The 16,726-nt window shown below is 70.7% G+C and carries 20 protein-coding genes and 1 pseudogene; 15 read left to right on the plus strand and 6 right to left on the minus strand.

Going from position 1 to position 16,726, the window contains the following annotated elements:
- Window positions 1-9 precede the first annotated feature (9 nt).
- A pseudogene (locus tag ALMP_RS24345) lies at window positions 10-779 on the plus strand (nucleotidyltransferase).
- Here the strand turns inward: ALMP_RS24345 and ALMP_RS24350 are convergent.
- The 4 genes from ALMP_RS24350 to ALMP_RS24365 all read right to left on the minus strand — a co-directional run bounded on the left by ALMP_RS24350 (window position 734) and on the right by ALMP_RS24365 (window position 4,397).
- Window positions 734-1,762 (minus strand): heme A synthase, encoded by a 1,029-nt coding sequence (locus tag ALMP_RS24350; RefSeq protein WP_264931732.1) that lies wholly within the window; start codon window positions 1,760-1,762, stop codon window positions 734-736. The pseudogene ALMP_RS24345 and the gene ALMP_RS24350 sit on opposite strands and share 46 nt — an antisense overlap.
- Before the next feature lie 70 nt (window positions 1,763-1,832).
- Complete coding sequence (locus ALMP_RS24355; RefSeq protein WP_264931962.1) at window positions 1,833-2,549, minus strand: ABC transporter permease; 717 nt, start codon at window positions 2,547-2,549, stop codon at window positions 1,833-1,835.
- A gap of 50 nt (window positions 2,550-2,599) precedes the next feature.
- A complete protein-coding gene (locus ALMP_RS24360; protein ID WP_264931734.1) occupies window positions 2,600-3,523 on the minus strand; it encodes an ABC transporter ATP-binding protein in 924 nt (307 codons plus the stop codon).
- 10 nt (window positions 3,524-3,533) lie between these two features.
- The gene (locus ALMP_RS24365; RefSeq protein WP_264931736.1) at window positions 3,534-4,397 is read right to left on the minus strand and encodes an aminoglycoside N(3)-acetyltransferase; all 864 of its coding nucleotides are present in this window, start codon (window positions 4,395-4,397) and stop codon (window positions 3,534-3,536) included.
- 173 nt (window positions 4,398-4,570) lie between these two features.
- Between ALMP_RS24365 and ALMP_RS24370 the strand changes: the two genes are divergently transcribed.
- From ALMP_RS24370 to ALMP_RS24405, 8 genes are all read left to right on the plus strand, one after another.
- The gene (locus ALMP_RS24370) at window positions 4,571-5,323 is read left to right on the plus strand and encodes a metalloregulator ArsR/SmtB family transcription factor (protein WP_264931737.1); all 753 of its coding nucleotides are present in this window, start codon (window positions 4,571-4,573) and stop codon (window positions 5,321-5,323) included.
- The gene (sufB, locus tag ALMP_RS24375; protein ID WP_264931738.1) at window positions 5,320-6,741 is read left to right on the plus strand and encodes a Fe-S cluster assembly protein SufB; all 1,422 of its coding nucleotides are present in this window, start codon (window positions 5,320-5,322) and stop codon (window positions 6,739-6,741) included. Before ALMP_RS24370 ends, sufB begins: the two co-directional genes overlap by 4 nt.
- Window positions 6,742-6,802: 61 nt before the next feature.
- Window positions 6,803-7,987 (plus strand): Fe-S cluster assembly protein SufD, encoded by a 1,185-nt coding sequence (gene sufD / locus ALMP_RS24380; RefSeq protein ID WP_264931739.1) that lies wholly within the window; start codon window positions 6,803-6,805, stop codon window positions 7,985-7,987.
- The gene (locus ALMP_RS24385; protein ID WP_264931740.1) at window positions 7,984-8,313 is read left to right on the plus strand and encodes a non-heme iron oxygenase ferredoxin subunit; all 330 of its coding nucleotides are present in this window, start codon (window positions 7,984-7,986) and stop codon (window positions 8,311-8,313) included. Before sufD ends, ALMP_RS24385 begins: the two co-directional genes overlap by 4 nt.
- A 7-nt stretch (window positions 8,314-8,320) precedes the next feature.
- A complete protein-coding gene (sufC, locus tag ALMP_RS24390) occupies window positions 8,321-9,085 on the plus strand; it encodes a Fe-S cluster assembly ATPase SufC (protein WP_264931741.1) in 765 nt (254 codons plus the stop codon).
- Entirely contained in the window at window positions 9,082-10,338 is a 1,257-nt protein-coding gene (locus ALMP_RS24395) for a cysteine desulfurase (RefSeq protein ID WP_264931743.1), read from the plus strand. The genes sufC and ALMP_RS24395 overlap by 4 nt, the downstream gene beginning before the upstream one ends.
- 16 nt (window positions 10,339-10,354) lie before the next feature.
- Window positions 10,355-10,819 (plus strand): Fe-S cluster assembly sulfur transfer protein SufU, encoded by a 465-nt coding sequence (gene sufU / locus ALMP_RS24400; protein WP_264931744.1) that lies wholly within the window; start codon window positions 10,355-10,357, stop codon window positions 10,817-10,819.
- Window positions 10,816-11,148 (plus strand): metal-sulfur cluster assembly factor, encoded by a 333-nt coding sequence (locus ALMP_RS24405; RefSeq protein WP_004989638.1) that lies wholly within the window; start codon window positions 10,816-10,818, stop codon window positions 11,146-11,148. The genes sufU and ALMP_RS24405 overlap by 4 nt, the downstream gene beginning before the upstream one ends.
- Before the next feature lie 89 nt (window positions 11,149-11,237).
- Here the strand turns inward: ALMP_RS24405 and ALMP_RS24410 are convergent, their stop codons facing one another.
- Complete coding sequence (locus tag ALMP_RS24410) at window positions 11,238-12,092, minus strand: AbfB domain-containing protein (protein ID WP_264931751.1); 855 nt, start codon at window positions 12,090-12,092, stop codon at window positions 11,238-11,240.
- 242 nt (window positions 12,093-12,334) lie between these two features.
- On the opposite strand from ALMP_RS24410, the gene ALMP_RS24415 reads away from it, so the two are divergent.
- The 4 genes from ALMP_RS24415 (at window position 12,335) to ALMP_RS24430 (ending at window position 14,577) form a co-directional block, all read left to right on the plus strand.
- The gene (locus tag ALMP_RS24415; RefSeq protein ID WP_264931753.1) at window positions 12,335-12,655 is read left to right on the plus strand and encodes a multidrug efflux SMR transporter; all 321 of its coding nucleotides are present in this window, start codon (window positions 12,335-12,337) and stop codon (window positions 12,653-12,655) included.
- Complete coding sequence (locus tag ALMP_RS24420; RefSeq protein WP_264931755.1) at window positions 12,655-13,206, plus strand: TetR/AcrR family transcriptional regulator; 552 nt, start codon at window positions 12,655-12,657, stop codon at window positions 13,204-13,206. The genes ALMP_RS24415 and ALMP_RS24420 overlap by 1 nt, the downstream gene beginning before the upstream one ends.
- 53 nt (window positions 13,207-13,259) lie before the next feature.
- A complete protein-coding gene (gene dapD, locus ALMP_RS24425) occupies window positions 13,260-14,249 on the plus strand; it encodes a 2,3,4,5-tetrahydropyridine-2,6-dicarboxylate N-succinyltransferase (RefSeq protein WP_264931756.1) in 990 nt (329 codons plus the stop codon).
- A gap of 103 nt (window positions 14,250-14,352) precedes the next feature.
- On the plus strand, window positions 14,353-14,577 hold the full coding sequence (locus tag ALMP_RS24430; protein ID WP_264931758.1) for a hypothetical protein: 225 nt from the start codon (window positions 14,353-14,355) through the stop codon (window positions 14,575-14,577).
- A 70-nt stretch (window positions 14,578-14,647) separates the two neighbouring features.
- Here the strand turns inward: ALMP_RS24430 and dapA are convergent, their stop codons facing one another.
- On the minus strand, window positions 14,648-15,577 hold the full coding sequence (dapA, locus tag ALMP_RS24435; protein WP_264931760.1) for a 4-hydroxy-tetrahydrodipicolinate synthase: 930 nt from the start codon (window positions 15,575-15,577) through the stop codon (window positions 14,648-14,650).
- A 167-nt stretch (window positions 15,578-15,744) separates the two neighbouring features.
- Between dapA and ALMP_RS24440 the strand changes: the two genes are divergently transcribed.
- On the plus strand, window positions 15,745-16,164 hold the full coding sequence (locus ALMP_RS24440; RefSeq protein ID WP_264931762.1) for a phage holin family protein: 420 nt from the start codon (window positions 15,745-15,747) through the stop codon (window positions 16,162-16,164).
- The gene (locus ALMP_RS24445; protein ID WP_264931763.1) at window positions 16,161-16,715 is read left to right on the plus strand and encodes a DUF3618 domain-containing protein; all 555 of its coding nucleotides are present in this window, start codon (window positions 16,161-16,163) and stop codon (window positions 16,713-16,715) included. The genes ALMP_RS24440 and ALMP_RS24445 overlap by 4 nt, the downstream gene beginning before the upstream one ends.
- The last annotated feature ends 11 nt before the right edge of the window (window positions 16,716-16,726 follow it).

The raw sequence follows: 16,726 nt of genomic DNA on the forward strand, positions 1-16,726 counted from the left end.
ACTGGGGCCATGAACCGGACCGAAGCCCTGCTCGACCGATTCCTGTCCGAACTGTCCGATCTGTCCGAGCCTTCCGGGCAGTCCGGCGCCGCTCCGCTCGCCGTCTGGGCGCACGGCTCGCTCGGCGGTGGCGACTACCAGGAAGGCCGCAGCGACCTGGATCTGATCGCCGTCCTGGACGGACCGATCGGCGCGCGGACCGTCTGGCGGGTGGCCCTGGCGCACGCGCGTCTGCGCGCGCAGCCGCTCGCCGACCAGCTCCACTGCACCTATCTGACGCCCGCCACCGCGGCCGGCGCGGACCGGCGGCACCTCACCTGGGCGCACGCGCACCTGTTCCGGCGCCCGGTCACCCCCGTCACCCGCCGCGAGCTGCACACCTTCGGCCGGTCCTGCTGGGGGAGCCGCCGAAGAGCCTGCTGCCGCCGGTCACGGACCGGGAACTGGCCGCCTTCGTGGTGCGCGACCAGCGGGACTTCTGGCGGCGGGAGGTGGACCGGGTGAGCAACTGGACGCAGACCGTCTGGGTCGACCTGGCGATGGTCACCCACGCCCGGGCCACCGTCACCCTCACCGACGGCCGGCTGATCTCCAAAAGGGAGGCGCTGGACCTGCTGCCCTCCCTCGGAGCGCCCGTCGAGGTCGTCGAGGACATCCGGCGACGACGGTACGGGGACGCGGCGGCGCCGCCCACCGAGGAGTGGACGGCGCGCAGGGCGGAACTGACCCGGGGCTACCTGGGACCGGCGATCGACGCGCTCGTGGCGTCCCGTTCCTGAACGGCGGGGCCGGGCAGACCGACCGTCGTCCGCGGGCGCTCGCGCAGCGCCAGCAGCACCAGCACCACCCAGATCCACACCAGGGACGAGCCGAGCATGTGCAGGCCGACCAGGATCTCCGGCAGGTCCGTGAAGTACTGGACGTACCCGATGACGCCCTGGGCGAGCAGCACCACGAACAGCTCCCGGGTGCGGTGCAGCGGGGCCTTCGGGGCGTCGACCGCCTTCAGGACGAACCACAGGGCGAACGTCAGCGACACCACGATCCAGGCCAGCACGGCGTGCACCTTGCTGACCGTCTCCCAGTCCAGCGGCATCCGCTCGACCTCGCTGGAGTCGCCCGCGTGCGGACCCGCGCCGGTCACGACCGTGCCGACCAGGATCAGCAGGACGGTGGTCCCCACCAGGACCCACACCAGCTGCTGCACGGACCTGCCGACCAGTGGCCGGGGCCCGGCGTCGCCCTCCCGGGTGCGCTGCCACATCACCGTGGCGACGGCGATCAGGGCCGCCGTCGCCACGAAGTGCGCGGCGACCGTGTACGGGTTCAGCCCGACGAGGACCACGATGCCGCCGAGGACCGCGTTGCTCATCACGATCCAGAACTGCGCCCAGCCGAGCCGGGTCAGACCGCGCCGGTACGGCTTCTCGGAGCGGGCGGCGATGATCGCCCAGCCGACCGCCGCGCACAGCACGTACGTCAGCATGCGGTTGCCGAACTCGATGGCGCCGTGCAGGCCCATCTCGCTGGTGGCGGTGAGGGAGTCGTCGGTGCACTTGGGCCAGGTCGGGCAGCCGAGCCCGGAGCCGGTGAGCCGCACCGCGCCGCCGGTGACCACGATGACCACCGACATGACGAGCGAGACGAGGGCCGCCCGCTGAACCGTCCGGGGAGTGGGGGTCCAGCGTGCGGCGATGAAGGCGAGCGGGTTGCGCAGGGCCGCCACGGCGTCGGCGCGGGTCACGTTTGGCACGCGTTCCATCGTAGGGGGCCGCTTGTGCACGCTTTCACGAGGGGTCTCGTTCCCACCGGCGGAACGGCCCCGGCGGGGTCTACTCCCAGCGGAAGAACGCCCCGGCGGCGGCGAGCCCGGCGACCGCCCACACGGACAGGATCCCCAGGTCGGCCCATGGCATCCCGGCCCCGTGCTGGAGCACGTCCCGCAGTCCGTCGGAGAGGGCGGAGATCGGCAGCAGGCCGAGGACGTCCTGCGCGGCGGACGGGAACTTCTCCAGCGGGACGATGACGCCGCCGCCCACGAGGAGCAGCAGGAACACCAGGTTGGCGGCGGCCAGGGTCGCCTCCGCCCGCAGCGTGCCCGCCATGAGCAGGCCGAGGCCCGAGAAGGCGGCCGTGCCGAGGACCAGCAGGAGTACGACGGAGAAGGGGTCGCCCTGTGGGGACCAGCCCAGCGCGAACGCGATCACCGTCAGCAGAATGACCTGAAGTACCTCCGTGACCAGCACGGACAGGGTCTTCGCGGTCATCAGGCCCCAGCGCGGCAGCGGGGAGGACGCCAGCCGCTTCAGGACGCCGTACCGGCGCTCGAAGCCGGTGGCGATGGCCTGGCCCGTGAACGCCGTCGACATCACGGCGAGCGCGAGGACGCCGGGGGTGAGGAAGTCGACCGCCTCGCCCGCGCCCGTGTCGACGATGTCCACCGTGCTGAACAGCACCAGCAGCAGGGTCGGGATCACCACGGTGAGCAGCAGCTGCTCGCCGTTGCGCAGGAGCATCCTGGTCTCCAGCGCCGCCTGGGCCGCGATCATCCGGGGCAGAGGGGCGGCCCCCGGGGCGGGCGTGTAGGTGCCGGTGGCGGTCACGAGCGCAGCTCCTTGCCGGTGAGCTCAAGAAAGACGTCTTCCAGGGTGTGCCGCTCCACCGAGATCCGGTCCGGCATCACCCCGTGCTGCGCGCACCACGACGTGACGGTCGCCAGCAGCTGGGGATCGATCTTGCCCATGACCCGGTACGTGCCCGGCGTCAGCTCGGCGGCGGAGCTGTCGGAGGGCAGGGCCTTGAGCAGGGAGCCCACGTCCAGGCCCGGGCGGCCAGTGAAGCGCAGGGTGTTCTCGGCGCCGCCGCGGCACAGCTCCTCGGGGGAGCCCTGGGCGATGACCCGGCCGGCGTCGATGATCGCGACGTCGTCGGCGAGCTGCTCGGCCTCGTCCATGTAGTGGGTGGTCAGGATGACCGAGACGCCGTCGGCGCGCAGATCGCGCACCAGGTCCCAGGTGGCGCGGCGGGCCTGCGGGTCGAGGCCGGCGGTCGGCTCGTCCAGGAACACCAGCTCCGGGCGGCCGACGACGGCCATGGCGAGCGCGAGGCGCTGCTGCTGTCCGCCGGACAGCCGGCGGTAGGTCGTACGGCCGCAGCCGCCGAGCCCGAGCCGCTCGATCAGGGCGTCCACGTCCAGCGGGTTCGCGTGCAGCCTGGCGACGTGCCGCAGCATCTCGCCGGCGTGCGCACCCGAGTACACGCCCCCGGACTGGAGCATCACGCCGATCCGGGGGTGCAGCTCGCGGGCCTGCCGGACCGGGTCGAGGTCCAGGACGCGCACGGTGCCGGAGTCCGGCCTGCGGTACCCCTCGCAGATCTCGATCGTCGTGGTCTTGCCGGCGCCGTTGGGTCCGAGGACGGCGGTGACGCCCGCCCGGGCCGTCAGGTCGAGGCCGTTGACCGCGGTCCTCGTCCCGTACCGCTTCACCAGGGCCTGGACCCGGACGACAGGCTCAGTTCGCATGGGCCAGAGTCTAGGTTCGCGACCGGGGGCCGCGGCCGGGGGGTGGAGGATCCGGCCACCCGGGCATGCGTGGCAGGTCCTCCGCGGCGCGGGGCCGGTGCAGCGGCAGCCACCGCTCGGCGTAGGCCACCGCGTCCGCGACCGGGAACAGGCGCGCGTCGGCCGCGCCGACCCTGCCCCGCACGACGGGCCGGTCCCGTTCGAAGTCGTGACCGAGTTCGTCGAAGCGGTCGGAGTCGATGGACACCTCGGTGACGACCTCCCAGCCGCCGCCGGGCGCGGGCCGGCCCACCGCGACGAGCGGGGACTCGACGCGGTACTCGGCGAGGTGGAAGCTGGTGCAGCTGTCGTAGCCGGCGCCCAGCAGCAGGACGCGCGCGCCCAGCTTCTCCAGCCGGGCCAGGGGGCTTCGCTCGCCCAGCCGGCAGTCCGGGGCGTGTTCCTCGACGATCTCGGCCGCCGCCGGCCCGAGCGCGGCGAAGGACGTCTGCGGATGGGCGCTGCGCAAGGCGCCGGGCCAGGTGCGGACGGTCTCGGGGATCACGCCGACCCCCCGGGTGGGGGTGATCAGCGGGTCGTACGTCGGCATGGCGGCGCGGATCCGGTCCCACCACTCCTCGGGTACCGGCGGGTTGCCCCACAGCGCGGGGTCGGACAGGTCGCCGGACTGCGCGGGGACGACGAGTGTGCCGTCCGGGCCGAGGGCGTCGAGGAGTCCCTGGACGACCGCGACGGCGCCTCCGCAGACCCAGCCGAGCGAGCTGAGCGACGAGTGGACGAGAAGGGTTTCTCCCGTTTCGACACCCAGTCGGCGCAGCTCGGCGGCGAGGGTGTCCCGGGTGACGAGTGGGCCGGTCGGAGGGGGTGTGGGCATGGTTCCGGAGTGTCCTCGAAGAGGGCGCCGCAGGCCAGTGGTTTACCGGTCGCCATGATCGATCAAAGATCGTTTCCGCAGGTCAGATTAGGTTTACCTAAGTGACGTAGGGCACCGTCCGGCGTCCGGGGCGTGGCTTGCCTGCCTCCGAAGAATTACGCAACAATGGCGTTGTGAAAAACGTCGGTGAGGCTCGGGAGACCCCCATGGGGACCCCCCAGGAGGAGATCGCGACCGGTGAGCGCTCCACGCGCAACCGGGTCGCGCGGTCGATCCTGGACCACGGGCCGTCGACCGTCGCCGAGCTGGCCGGCCGGCTGGGGCTGACCCAGGCCGCCGTGCGCAGGCACCTCGACGCGCTCGCCGCCGACGACGTCGTGGAAGCACGTGAGCAGCGGGTGTACGGCACGCGCACGCGAGGGCGACCCGCCAAGGTCTTCGCCCTCACCGACTGCGGCCGGGACGCCTTCGACCAGTCCTACGACAAGCTCGCCGCGGACGCCCTGCGCTGGATCCAGGAGCGGTTCGGCGGGGACGAGGCCGTCGTCGCCTTCGCCCGCGCCCGGATCGCCGAACAGGCGGCCGCGTACCGTGAGGCGATCGAGGCCGCCGACCCCGAGCAGCGCACCGAAGCCTTGGCCAAGGCCCTGAGTGCCGACGGGTACGCTGCCACGGCGCGCCGCGCGCCCCTCCCGCACCAGGGCGAGCAGCTCTGCCAGCACCACTGCCCCGTCGCCCATGTCGCGGAAAAGTTCCCGCAGCTCTGTGAGGCGGAGACCGAGATCTTCTCCAAGCTGCTCGGGACGCACGTCCAGCGACTGGCGACCATCGCCCACGGCGACGGCGTTTGCACGACGTTCATCCCCAGACTTTCCACAGCCATCCACAACACATCCGCAAGCACGGCCGGGAGGAACCCCGCATGACTCTCCCCACGGAGACTGCCCACCCCGAACTCGAGGGCCTGGGCAAGTACGAATACGGCTGGGCCGACTCCGACGAGGCCGGTGCCGCTGCGAAGCGCGGTCTGAACGAGGACGTCGTCAAGGACATCTCCTCGAAGAAGTCCGAGCCGGAGTGGATGACCAAGCTGCGCCTCAAGGGCCTGAAGCTCTTCGAGAAGAAGCCCATGCCCAACTGGGGCTCCGACCTCTCGGGCATCGACTTCGACAACATCAAGTACTTCGTGCGCTCCACGGAGAAGCAGGCGGAGTCCTGGGAGGACCTGCCCGAGGACATCAAGAACACCTACGACAAGCTCGGCATCCCGGAGGCGGAGAAGCAGCGCCTCGTCGCGGGCGTCGCGGCCCAGTACGAGTCGGAGGTCGTCTACCACCAGATCCGCGAGGACCTGGAGGAGCAGGGCGTCATCTTCCTCGACACCGACACCGCGCTGAAGGAGCACCCGGAGCTCTTCAAGGAGTACTTCGGCACCGTCATCCCGGCCGGTGACAACAAGTTCGCGTCGCTGAACACCGCGGTGTGGTCCGGTGGCTCGTTCATCTACGTCCCGCCGGGCGTGCACGTCGAGATCCCGCTCCAGGCCTACTTCCGTATCAACACGGAGAACATGGGCCAGTTCGAGCGGACCCTGATCATCGTCGACGAGGGTGCCTACGTGCACTACGTCGAGGGTTGTACGGCCCCGATCTACAAGTCGGACTCGCTGCACTCCGCGGTCGTCGAGATCATCGTCAAGAAGAACGCCCGCTGCCGCTACACGACCATCCAGAACTGGTCGAACAACGTCTACAACCTGGTCACCAAGCGTGCCGTCGCCTACGAGGGCGCGACCATGGAGTGGATCGACGGCAACATCGGCTCCAAGGTGACGATGAAGTACCCGGCCGTCTACCTGATGGGCGAGCACGCCAAGGGCGAGACCCTCTCCATCGCCTTCGCCGGCGAGGGCCAGCACCAGGACGCCGGCTCCAAGATGGTCCACATGGCGCCGAACACCTCCTCCAACATCGTCTCCAAGTCGGTGGCGCGTGGCGGTGGCCGGACCTCCTACCGCGGTCTGGTCGAGATCGGCGAGGGCGCGGCCGGATCCAAGTCCAACGTGCTGTGCGACGCGCTGCTCGTCGACACCATCTCCCGCTCGGACACGTACCCGTACGTCGACGTCCGCGAGGACGACGTGTCCATGGGCCACGAGGCGACCGTCTCCAAGGTCTCCGAGGACCAGCTCTTCTACCTGATGAGCCGTGGTCTGAGCGAGTTCGAGGCGATGGCCATGATCGTGCGCGGCTTCGTCGAGCCCATCGCGAAGGAGCTGCCGATGGAGTACGCGCTGGAGCTCAACCGGCTGATCGAGCTGCAGATGGAAGGCGCGGTCGGCTGACCGTCCCCGACGAGAAGCAGCAGCAGATTTTCTGACGTAGGAAGAGAGCAAACCGACAGCCATGGCTGAGGCTCAGAACATCCCCGTGGGCTCCACCACCGCGGGCTCGATCGCGGTGGCCGCCGAGTCGACCGTCGTCTCGCGCATGAGCGCGCCCCCGTCCTTCGACGTCGCGGACTTCCCGGTCCCGCACGGGCGCGAGGAGGAGTGGCGGTTCACCCCGCTGGAGCGCCTGCGCGGACTGCACGACGGCACGGCCGTGGCCACCGGCGAGGGCGTGAAGGTCGACGTCCAGGCCCCCGAGGGCGTCACCGTCGAGACCGTCGGCCGTGACGACGCGCGGCTCGGCAAGGCGGGCACCCCGGTGGACCGCGTCGCCGCCCAGGCGTACTCGGCGTTCGAGAAGGCCGGGGTGATCACCGTCCCCAAGGAGACGGTCCTCACCGAGCCGATCCGTATCGCCGTGCACGGCGAGGGCGGCACCGCCTTCGCCCACCAGGTGATCGAGCTGGGCGCCTTCGCCGAGGCCGTCGTCGTCATCGACCACACCGGTGACGCCGTGCTCGCCGCCAACGTCGACTACCTGCTGGGCGACGGCGCCAAGCTGACCGTCGTCTCCGTGCAGGACTGGGACGACAAGGCCGTGCACGTGGCCCAGCACAACGCCCGCGTCGGCCGGGACGCCTCCTTCAAGTCGGTCGTCGTCACCTTCGGCGGTGACGTCGTCCGCCTCCACCCGCGCGTCGAGTACGCCGGCACCGGCGGCGAGGCCGAGCTGTTCGGCCTGTACTTCACCGACGCCGGGCAGCACCAGGAGCACCGTCTGCTGGTCACCCACAACACCCCGCACTGCAAGTCGAACGTCGTCTACAAGGGCGCGCTCCAGGGCGACGACGCGCACGCCGTGTGGATCGGCGACGTGCTGATCGAGGCCCAGGCCGAGGGCACCGACACCTACGAGATGAACCGCAACCTGGTCCTCACGGACGGCGCGCGGGTCGACTCGGTGCCGAACCTGGAGATCGAGACCGGCGAGATCGTCGGCGCCGGACACGCGAGCGCGACCGGCCGCTTCGACGACGAGCAGCTCTTCTACCTGATGGCGCGCGGCATCCCGGAGCACGAGGCCCGCCGTCTCGTGGTCCGCGGCTTCTTCGCCGAGCTGGTCCAGCAGATCGGCGTCGAGGACATCGAGGAACGCCTCATCGCCAAGATCGAAGAGGAGCTGGAGGCGTCGGTCGCATGACTGCCCCGTCCACGTTCCTGCGCGCCTGTGGGCTGAGCGAGCTGGAGGAGGACACCCCGAAGCGGGTGGAACTCGACGGCACGCCGGTCTCGGTCGTGCGCACCGAGGGGGAGGTGTTCGCCATCCACGACATCTGCTCCCACGCGAACGTCTCGCTCTCCGAGGGCGAGGTGGAGGACTGCCAGATCGAGTGCTGGCTGCACGGCTCCGCGTTCGACCTGCGCACCGGCAAGCCGTCCGGCCTTCCCGCGACGCGCCCCGTCCCCGTATACCCCGTAAAGATCGAAGGGGACGACGTGCTCGTCTCCCTCACCCAGGAGTCCTGAGGCCCCCATGGCAACGCTTGAAATCCGAGACCTGCACGTCACCGTCGAGGCCGACAACGCCACGAAGGAGATCCTCAAGGGTGTCGACCTGACCGTGAAGCAGGGCGAGACGCACGCCATCATGGGCCCCAACGGCTCCGGCAAGTCGACTCTCGCCTACTCCCTCGCGGGTCACCCGAAGTACACGATCACCGGCGGCACCGTCACCCTCGACGGCGAGGACGTCCTGGAGATGTCCGTCGACGAGCGCGCCCGCGCCGGCCTCTTCCTGGCGATGCAGTACCCGGTCGAGGTCCCCGGCGTCTCCGTCTCCAACTTCCTGCGCACCTCCGCCACCGCCATCCGCGGCGAGGCCCCCAAGCTGCGCACCTGGGTGAAGGAGGTCAAGGAGGCCATGGAGCGCCTCAACATGGACCCCTCCTTCGCCGAGCGCAACGTCAACGAGGGCTTCTCCGGCGGTGAGAAGAAGCGCCACGAGATCCTCCAGCTGGAGCTGCTCAAGCCGAAGGTCGCGATCCTCGACGAGACCGACTCCGGTCTCGACGTCGACGCCCTGCGCATCGTCTCCGAGGGCGTCAACCGCGTCCGCGGTACCGGCGAGGTCGGCACCCTGCTGATCACGCACTACACGCGCATCCTGCGCTACATCAAGCCCGACCACGTCCACGTCTTCTCCGGTGGCCGCATCGTCGAGTCCGGCGGCGCCGAGCTCGCGGACAAGCTGGAGAACGAGGGCTACGAGGCATACGTGAAGGGTGGCGCATCCGCGTGACACAGCTGCCGGGCCTCCTCGACACCGAGGCGCTCCGCAAGGACTTCCCGATCCTGGATCGCGTGATCCACGACGGCAGGAAGCTCGTGTACCTGGACAACGCGGCGACCTCGCAGACGCCGCGCCAGGTGCTCGACGTGCTCTCCGAGTACTACGAGCAGCACAACGCCAACGTCCACCGCGGCGTCCATGTGCTCGCCGAGGAGGCCACGGCGCTGTACGAGGGCGCGCGCGACAAGGTCGCGGCGTTCATCAACGCGCCGAGCCGCGACGAGGTGATCTTCACCAAGAACGCCTCCGAGTCGCTCAACCTCGTGGCCAACATGCTCGGCTGGGCCGACGAGCCCTACCGGGTGGACTCGGACACCGAGATCGTCATCACGGAGATGGAGCACCACTCCAACATCGTGCCGTGGCAGCTGCTGGCGCAGCGCACGGGCGCGAAGCTGAAGTGGTTCGGCCTGACCGACGACGGCAGGCTCGACCTGTCGAACATCGACCAGATCATCACCGAGAAGACGAAGATCGTCTCCTTCGTACTGGTCTCCAACATCCTGGGCACGCTCAACCCGGTCGAGGCAATCGTGCGCCGCGCGCAGGAGGTCGGCGCGCTGGTCTGCGTCGACGCCTCGCAGGCCGCCCCCCACATGCCGCTGGACGTCCAGGCGCTCCAGGCCGACTTCGTGGCCTTCACCGGCCACAAGATGTGCGGCCCGACCGGCATCGGCGTCCTGTGGGGCCGCCAGGAGCTGCTGGAGGACCTGCCCCCCTTCCTCGGCGGCGGCGAGATGATCGAGACCGTCTCGATGCACTCCTCGACCTACGCCCCGGCGCCCCACAAGTTCGAGGCGGGCACGCCCCCGATCGCCCAGGCGGTCGGACTGGGCGCCGCGATCGACTACCTCGGCTCGATCGGCATGGACAAGATCCTCGCCCACGAGCACGCGCTCACCGAGTACGCGGTGCGGAAGCTGAGCGAGGTCCCGGACCTGCGGATCATCGGCCCGACGACGGCCGAGGACCGGGGCGCCGCGATCTCCTTCACGCTCGGCGACATCCACCCGCACGACGTGGGTCAGGTCCTCGACGAGCAGGGCATCGCGGTCCGGGTGGGCCACCACTGCGCCCGCCCCGTGTGCCTGCGGTATGGAATTCCAGCGACCACGCGAGCGTCGTTCTATCTGTACTCCACGCCCGGCGAGATCGACGCGTTGGTCGAGGGCCTGGAGCACGTTCGGAACTTCTTCGGCTGAGGGGCGTGCTGAAACGGTGAAACTGGACTCCATGTACCAGGACGTCATCCTGGACCACTACAAGAACCCGCACGGGCGTGGTCTGCGGGACGGCGACGCCGAGGTGCACCATGTCAACCCCACGTGCGGCGACGAGATCACGCTGCGCGTGAAGTACGACGGCACGACGATCGAGGACGTCTCGTACGAGGGCCAGGGCTGTTCCATCAGCCAGGCGAGCGCCTCCGTGCTGAACGAGCTCCTCGTCGGCAAGGACCTGTCCGACGCGCAGCGGATCCAGGAGACGTTCCTGGAGCTGATGCAGTCCAAGGGCCGGATCGAGCCGGACGACGCGATGGAGGAGGTGCTGGAGGACGCGGTCGCGTTCGCCGGTGTCTCCAAGTACCCGGCCCGGGTCAAGTGCGCCCTCCTGAGCTGGATGGCGTGGAAGGACGCGACGGCCCAGGCGCTGGGCGCCGACGCCGAAAGGAAGACGGCATGAGCGAGACCGTGGAGATGAAGCCGGCCTCGGAGGAGGAACTCCGTGAGGCCCTGATGGACGTCGTCGACCCCGAGCTGGGCATCGACGTCGTCAACCTCGGCCTGATCTACGGCATCCACGTCGACGACTCCAACGTGGCGACCGTCGACATGACCCTGACGTCGGCGGCCTGTCCGCTGACGGATGTGATCGAGGACCAGGCCAAGTCCGCCACGGACGGCCTCGTGAGCGAGCTGCGCATCAACTGGGTCTGGATGCCCCCGTGGGGCCCCGACAAGATCACGGACGACGGGCGCGAGCAGCTGCGGGCGCTCGGCTTCAACGTCTGAGATCCACCGAACGCGGAGAGCGGCGGCACCCTCTGGGGTGCCGCCGCTCTCTCATGTCCGCGCCGGAGCGGGTACGCCTCGGGAGGGGCTCAGGCGAGCCCCTCCACCAGCCGGAACGCCGAGTCGGCGCGGTACTGGCCGCTGTACTCGAACTGCTCCAGCTTCAGCTGGAAGTTCCGGTGGCGCAGGAAGTACCCCGGGTAGTTCACCGATTCCAGCATGACCGAGCCGGAGGCGGCGGCGGGGCGGGTGCAGAACGTGGCGTCCTGCTTGAAGAGTGACGAGCCGTCGTCGCGCTCCTTGACCAGGACGAAGCTGCGGTGGCGCAGGTAGGTGCCGTCCGAGGTGAGGAAGGAGTGGCAGGAGGAGTTGGCGAGGCCCTTGACCAGGGTGAAGGTGGCGTCCTCGCGGAACTCCGAGCCGCCGGGCTGCTCCAGCCGGACGTAACCCCTGCTCAGGTGCCAGTAGCGCGAGGGGTAGTTGGCCGACTGCACGGACCGCTGCACGACGGCCGGCCGGGGGGCGGGCGCGCCCTTCGGCGGCTGGGCCGGCGCCGCCGACGGAGTCGGCGAGGTCCGCGGCGACGCACTGCCCTGCGGCCGCGGTGAGGCGGACGGCGAGGCAGAGGCGGACGGTGACGGGCTCTTGCTCCCGGCCGGACGCGTGGGGGAGGGGGAGCCGCTCGCCGAGGGCGAGGCGAACGAGATCAGCCCGCCCCCCGACGAGGTCTCCTTGTCGGACGTGGTGCGGCCCTCACGCGTCGCTGATGTGTCGTCAGCGGGCTGCTTGCTGACGGCGATCGCCGTCACGCAGGCCACGACGGTGGTCACGGCGAGCGCGCCGGCGAGCCACAGGCGACGGGTTCCGGGTGCCCGGGAGGTGTCCGGGGCCCAGCCGTTCTCCCAGGGATGCTCCTGGGGAGGCCGGGACTTGTTGTCTGGCATGCGCTGTTCCTCCAGCGGCGCCCCTGACGGCGGCCGCGGCTGCGATGGCCCGGTGTGTGAACGGTGAAACAGTAGTGGAAGCTGTGACTCGCGAGTAGCTGTTTGGGTGAGCGGCTTCCATAACGGTTTCTCACACCCCCTCAGCTTTTCCCGCGGCCGTCCGGCACGCCGACACGCGTTGCCGCGCAGGCCCCACCCGCCGTTGTGTACATCCGTACGCATCGATGTGTACGCTCGTACACATGGGATATCTGACGCTGGCCGGCGCCATCGCCGCCGAGGTGGCCGCGACGACCGCCATGAAGTACAGCGAGGGCTTCAGCCGGCTCTGGCCCTCGCTGGTGACGGCCGTGGGCTACGTCGTCTCCTTCGTGCTGCTCGCCCAGACGCTGAAGTCCGTGGGCATCGGCACGGCGTACGCGGTCTGGTCCGGCGTCGGCACCGCGTCGATCGCCGTCATCGGCCTTGTCCTCTTCGGTGAGGCCCTGACCCTCACCAAGGTCGCCGGGATCCTGCTGATCGTCGGCGGAGTGGTGGTGCTGAACCTGGGAGGCGCGCACTGATGCCGCGCCGCCACGACCCCGGGCGACGGCAGCGGATCATCGACGCGGCGATCCGGGTGGTGGGGGAGAAGGGCCTGGCCGGCCTGAGCCACCGCTCGGTGGCGGCCGAGGCGGACGTCCCGCTCGGCTCCACGACCTACCACTTCGCCACCCTCGACGACCTGATGGTCGCCGCCCTGCGCCAGGTCAACGAGGGGTTCACCCGGCTGGTCGCGGAGCGTGGCGGCCTGTGCGACCCGGGCGCCGACCTGCCGACCGCGCTCGCCGCCCTGCTGGGCGAGTGGCTGGCGGGCGACCGCACCGGCGTGGAACTCGAGTACGAGCTGTACCTGGCCGCCCTCCGCCGCCCGGCCCTGCGCCCCGTGGCCGCCGAGTGGGCCGAGGAGGTCGTCGACCTCCTCGCCCGCCGCACCGACCCGGCCACCGCCCGCGCGCTGCTGGCCCTGATGGACGGCATCTGCCTCCAGGTGCTCCTCACCGACGTCCCCTACGACGAGGCCCATACGCGGGAGATGCTGGCCCGTGTCGTCCCGCCGTCGACCGCCACCTGAGACGCCGCCCCGCTGGTTAGCCTCCACGGCCCCCCGCCGGTTAGGTTGCCCCCATGACCGACACCACTGCTCCTCGCACCACCGGCGCCGCGGCCGCCGGCCTCGCCACCATCGCCGCCGACGGCACCGTTCTCGACACCTGGTTCCCCGAGCCCGAGCTCACCGCCGAGCCCGGCCCGTCCGGCACCGAGCGCCTGTCCGCCGAGAAGGCCGTGGAGCTGCTCGGTGCGGGCGCCGCCAAGGCGGTCGGTCCGGACGCCCGCCGCGGCGTCGAGGTCGTCGCGGTCCGCACGGTCATCGCCTCCCTCGACGACAAGCCGATCGACGCGCACGACGTCTACCTGCGCCTGCACCTGCTCTCCCACCGTCTGGTCAAGCCGCACGGCCAGAGCCTGGACGGCATCTTCGGCCACCTCGCCAACGTCGCCTGGACCTCGCTCGGCCCGGTCGCCGTCGACGACGTCGAGAAGGTCCGCCTCAACGCGCGCGCCGAGGGCCTGCACCTCCAGGTGACCTCGATCGACAAGTTCCCGCGCATGACGGACTACGTGTCCCCGAAGGGCGTCCGGATCGCCGACGCCGACCGGGTCCGCCTGGGCGCGCACCTGGGCGAGGGCACGACCGTGATGCACGAGGGCTTCGTGAACTTCAACGCGGGCACCCTCGGCACCTCGATGGTCGAGGGCCGCGTCTCCGCCGGCGTCGTCGTCGGCGACGGCTCGGACATCGGCGGCGGCGCCTCCACGATGGGCACGCTCTCCGGCGGCGGCAACGTGATCATCTCCATCGGCGAGCGCTGCCTGATCGGCGCCGAGGCGGGCGTCGGTATCGCGCTCGGCGACGAGTGCGTGGTCGAGGCCGGCCTCTACGTCACCGCGGGCACCCGAGTGACCATGCCCGACGGCCAGATCGTCAAGGCCCGTGAGCTCTCCGGCGCCTCCAACATCCTCTTCCGCCGCAACTCGGTGACCGGCACGGTCGAGGCCCGCCCGAACAACGCGGTCTGGGGCGGCCTGAACGAGATCCTGCACAGCCACAACTGAGCACGTACGAGTTGCTCGGCGTGACCTTTTTGTGGTTTCGGCAGATGAACGGGTGGACCCAGTGTCCGATCAGACGCCGAAACGACGAACGAGGGGCAGAGCGATGAGGAACGAGCGGGCGAAGTCCGTGCCGCGTTGGCTGACCGGGGTGCTGACCCTGGCGGTGCTGTGGTGGCTGCCGGCCGCGACCGCGTACGCCGACGAGTACAACACGTCCTCGCACAACGGCCCGCGGATCGGGCTGATCAACGTCGGTCAGGTGGACGACCCGATGGAGGACGTGCTGGAGCACGTGCTGCTGTTCGGCGACGGATACGCCTGGAACTGACCTGCCGTACCGGGGCCCGGAGCGCGTACCGCCACTGCGCGGTCCGCTCCGGGCCTTCGTCCTGCCCGTCTCAGGCGGTCACGAACTCCTCGTACACCGCGCGCAGCGTCTCCACGGCCTCCCGCCCGGCGGGCCGCAGGGGCGCCCGGACCGGCCCCGCGGGCAGGCCGAGCCCGGTCAGGAGGGCCTTGACGGTGACCGTGCCCGGCAGGCCCGAGGCCATCACCGCCTCGACGAGCGGCGTGGCGCGCTGCTGGAGGCGGGCGGCCGCACGCGTGTCGCCCGCGTCGAACGCGTCCAGGACCGCCCGCAGCCGGGACGGGACGACATTGGCGACCGTGCTGACGTACCCGGCGCCGCCCACCGCGTACAGGGCGAGGTTGTGCTCGTCGCAGCCCGCGTAGTACGCCAGCTCCGTGCGGGCGAGCACCTTCTGGGCGGCGAGGAAGTCGTAGGAACAGTCCTTGACCGCGACGATCCGGGGGTGCTCGGCGAGCCGGACGAGCGTGTCCGCTTCGATACGGGTGCCGGTGCGGACCGGGATGTCGTACAGCATGACCGGCAGTCCGCACGCGTCCGCGACCTCCCGGAAGTGCGCCTCCAGGGCGTCCTGCGGGGGTCTGCTGTAGTAGGGGCTGACCAGCAGCAGGCCGTCCGCGCCCGCCTTCTCGGCGGCCAGGGCGAGTTCGACGGTGTGCCGGGTGTCGAAGGTTCCCACCCCCGCCACGATCGACGCCCGTTCGCCCACCGCCTCGCGGACCGCCGCGACGAGCGCGGCCTTCTCCGCGTCCGTCGTGGTCGGCGACTCGCCCGTCGTACCGGACAGCACGAGGCCGTCGCAGCCCTGCGCCACCAACCGGTGGGCGAGCTGCTGGGCGCCGTCGAGGTCGAGGGCGCCCGACGCGGTGAAGGGCGTGATCATCGCGCACAGGGCGCGGCCGAAGGGGGAGGTGGAAAGGCGGCTCGTCGTCATGCCGGCAGTCTCGGCAGTCGTCGTCATGCCAGCAGTCTCGACAGGGCGATCGTGAAGCTCCACTTAATTCTTCTACGAGATACCTGTAAGTGATGCTGCGAATCCGGTGCGGTGCTCGGGGGAACGCGGCCCAGGGGTAGCGGTGGACCGCCGGGGTACCCGGGTGTTCCCTAACCGAGAGGAGGCGGAACACCGTGACCGGGACCATGGAAACCCGGCCCGTCCACGACGGGCACCACACGGTCGGCGAACTCGTCGGCCAGGCCACCGAACAGCTCTCCCGGCTCGTACGGCAGGAGATCGCCCTCGCCAAGGCGGAGCTGGCCGAGAAGGGGCGCCGCGCGGGGCGCGGCGGCGGGCTGCTCGGAGCGGCGGGCGCGGTCGCCTACGCCGGTCTGCTCGCCCTCGCCGGCACGGGCGTCGCCGCACTCTCGCTGGCGCTGCCCGTCTGGGCCGCGGCGCTCATCGTGACGGCGGTGCTGTTCGTGATCGCCGCGGTGCTGGCCGTGGCCGGCCGTGGTCAGTTGCGCCGCGCCACGCCCCCCACCCCCGAGGCAGCCCTCGGCAGCGTCAGGGCGGACGTCGAGGAGATCAGGGAAAGGGCGCATCGATGACGGACAGGACAGAGGCGGACAGCAGCGCGGAGCTGCGGCGGCAGATCGCCGAAACCAGGAGTGAACTCGGCAGCACGGTGGAGGAGTTGGCGATGAAGACCGACATCCGCGGCCGGGCCCGTGCCCGTGCGGCGGACTTCAGGGACCGGGCCGGCGCGATGCGGGTCCAGCTGCGCAGCACGGCCGCCCAGGCGGGTCACACGGTCCAGGAGAAGGCGAGCCAGGCCGGTCACACCGTCCAGCACCGGGCGAAGGAGGCCGGTCACACCGTCCAGGACCGGGCGAGGGAAGCCGGTCACACCGTCCAGGACCGGGCGAGGGAAGCCGGTCACAAGCTCCAGGACCGGGCGAAGGAAGCGGGCCACACCCGCCAGGACAAGGCCGTGCACACCGGTCACGGCACGCGGGAGACCGGTGGCACCGAGCAGCGGCAGGCACCGGCGCCGATGCGCTTCGTCATGAGCCACCCCCGCCCGATGCTGATCGCGGCGGCGGCCGGCACGGTGCTCATCGCGGCGGGCGTGCTGAGCCGGCGCCGGACCCGCCACTAGCGGGCCCGGCG

The organism is Streptomyces sp. A012304, from assembly GCF_026008495.1.
In the GTDB taxonomy this organism is placed as follows: Bacteria; Actinomycetota; Actinomycetes; order Streptomycetales; family Streptomycetaceae; genus Streptomyces.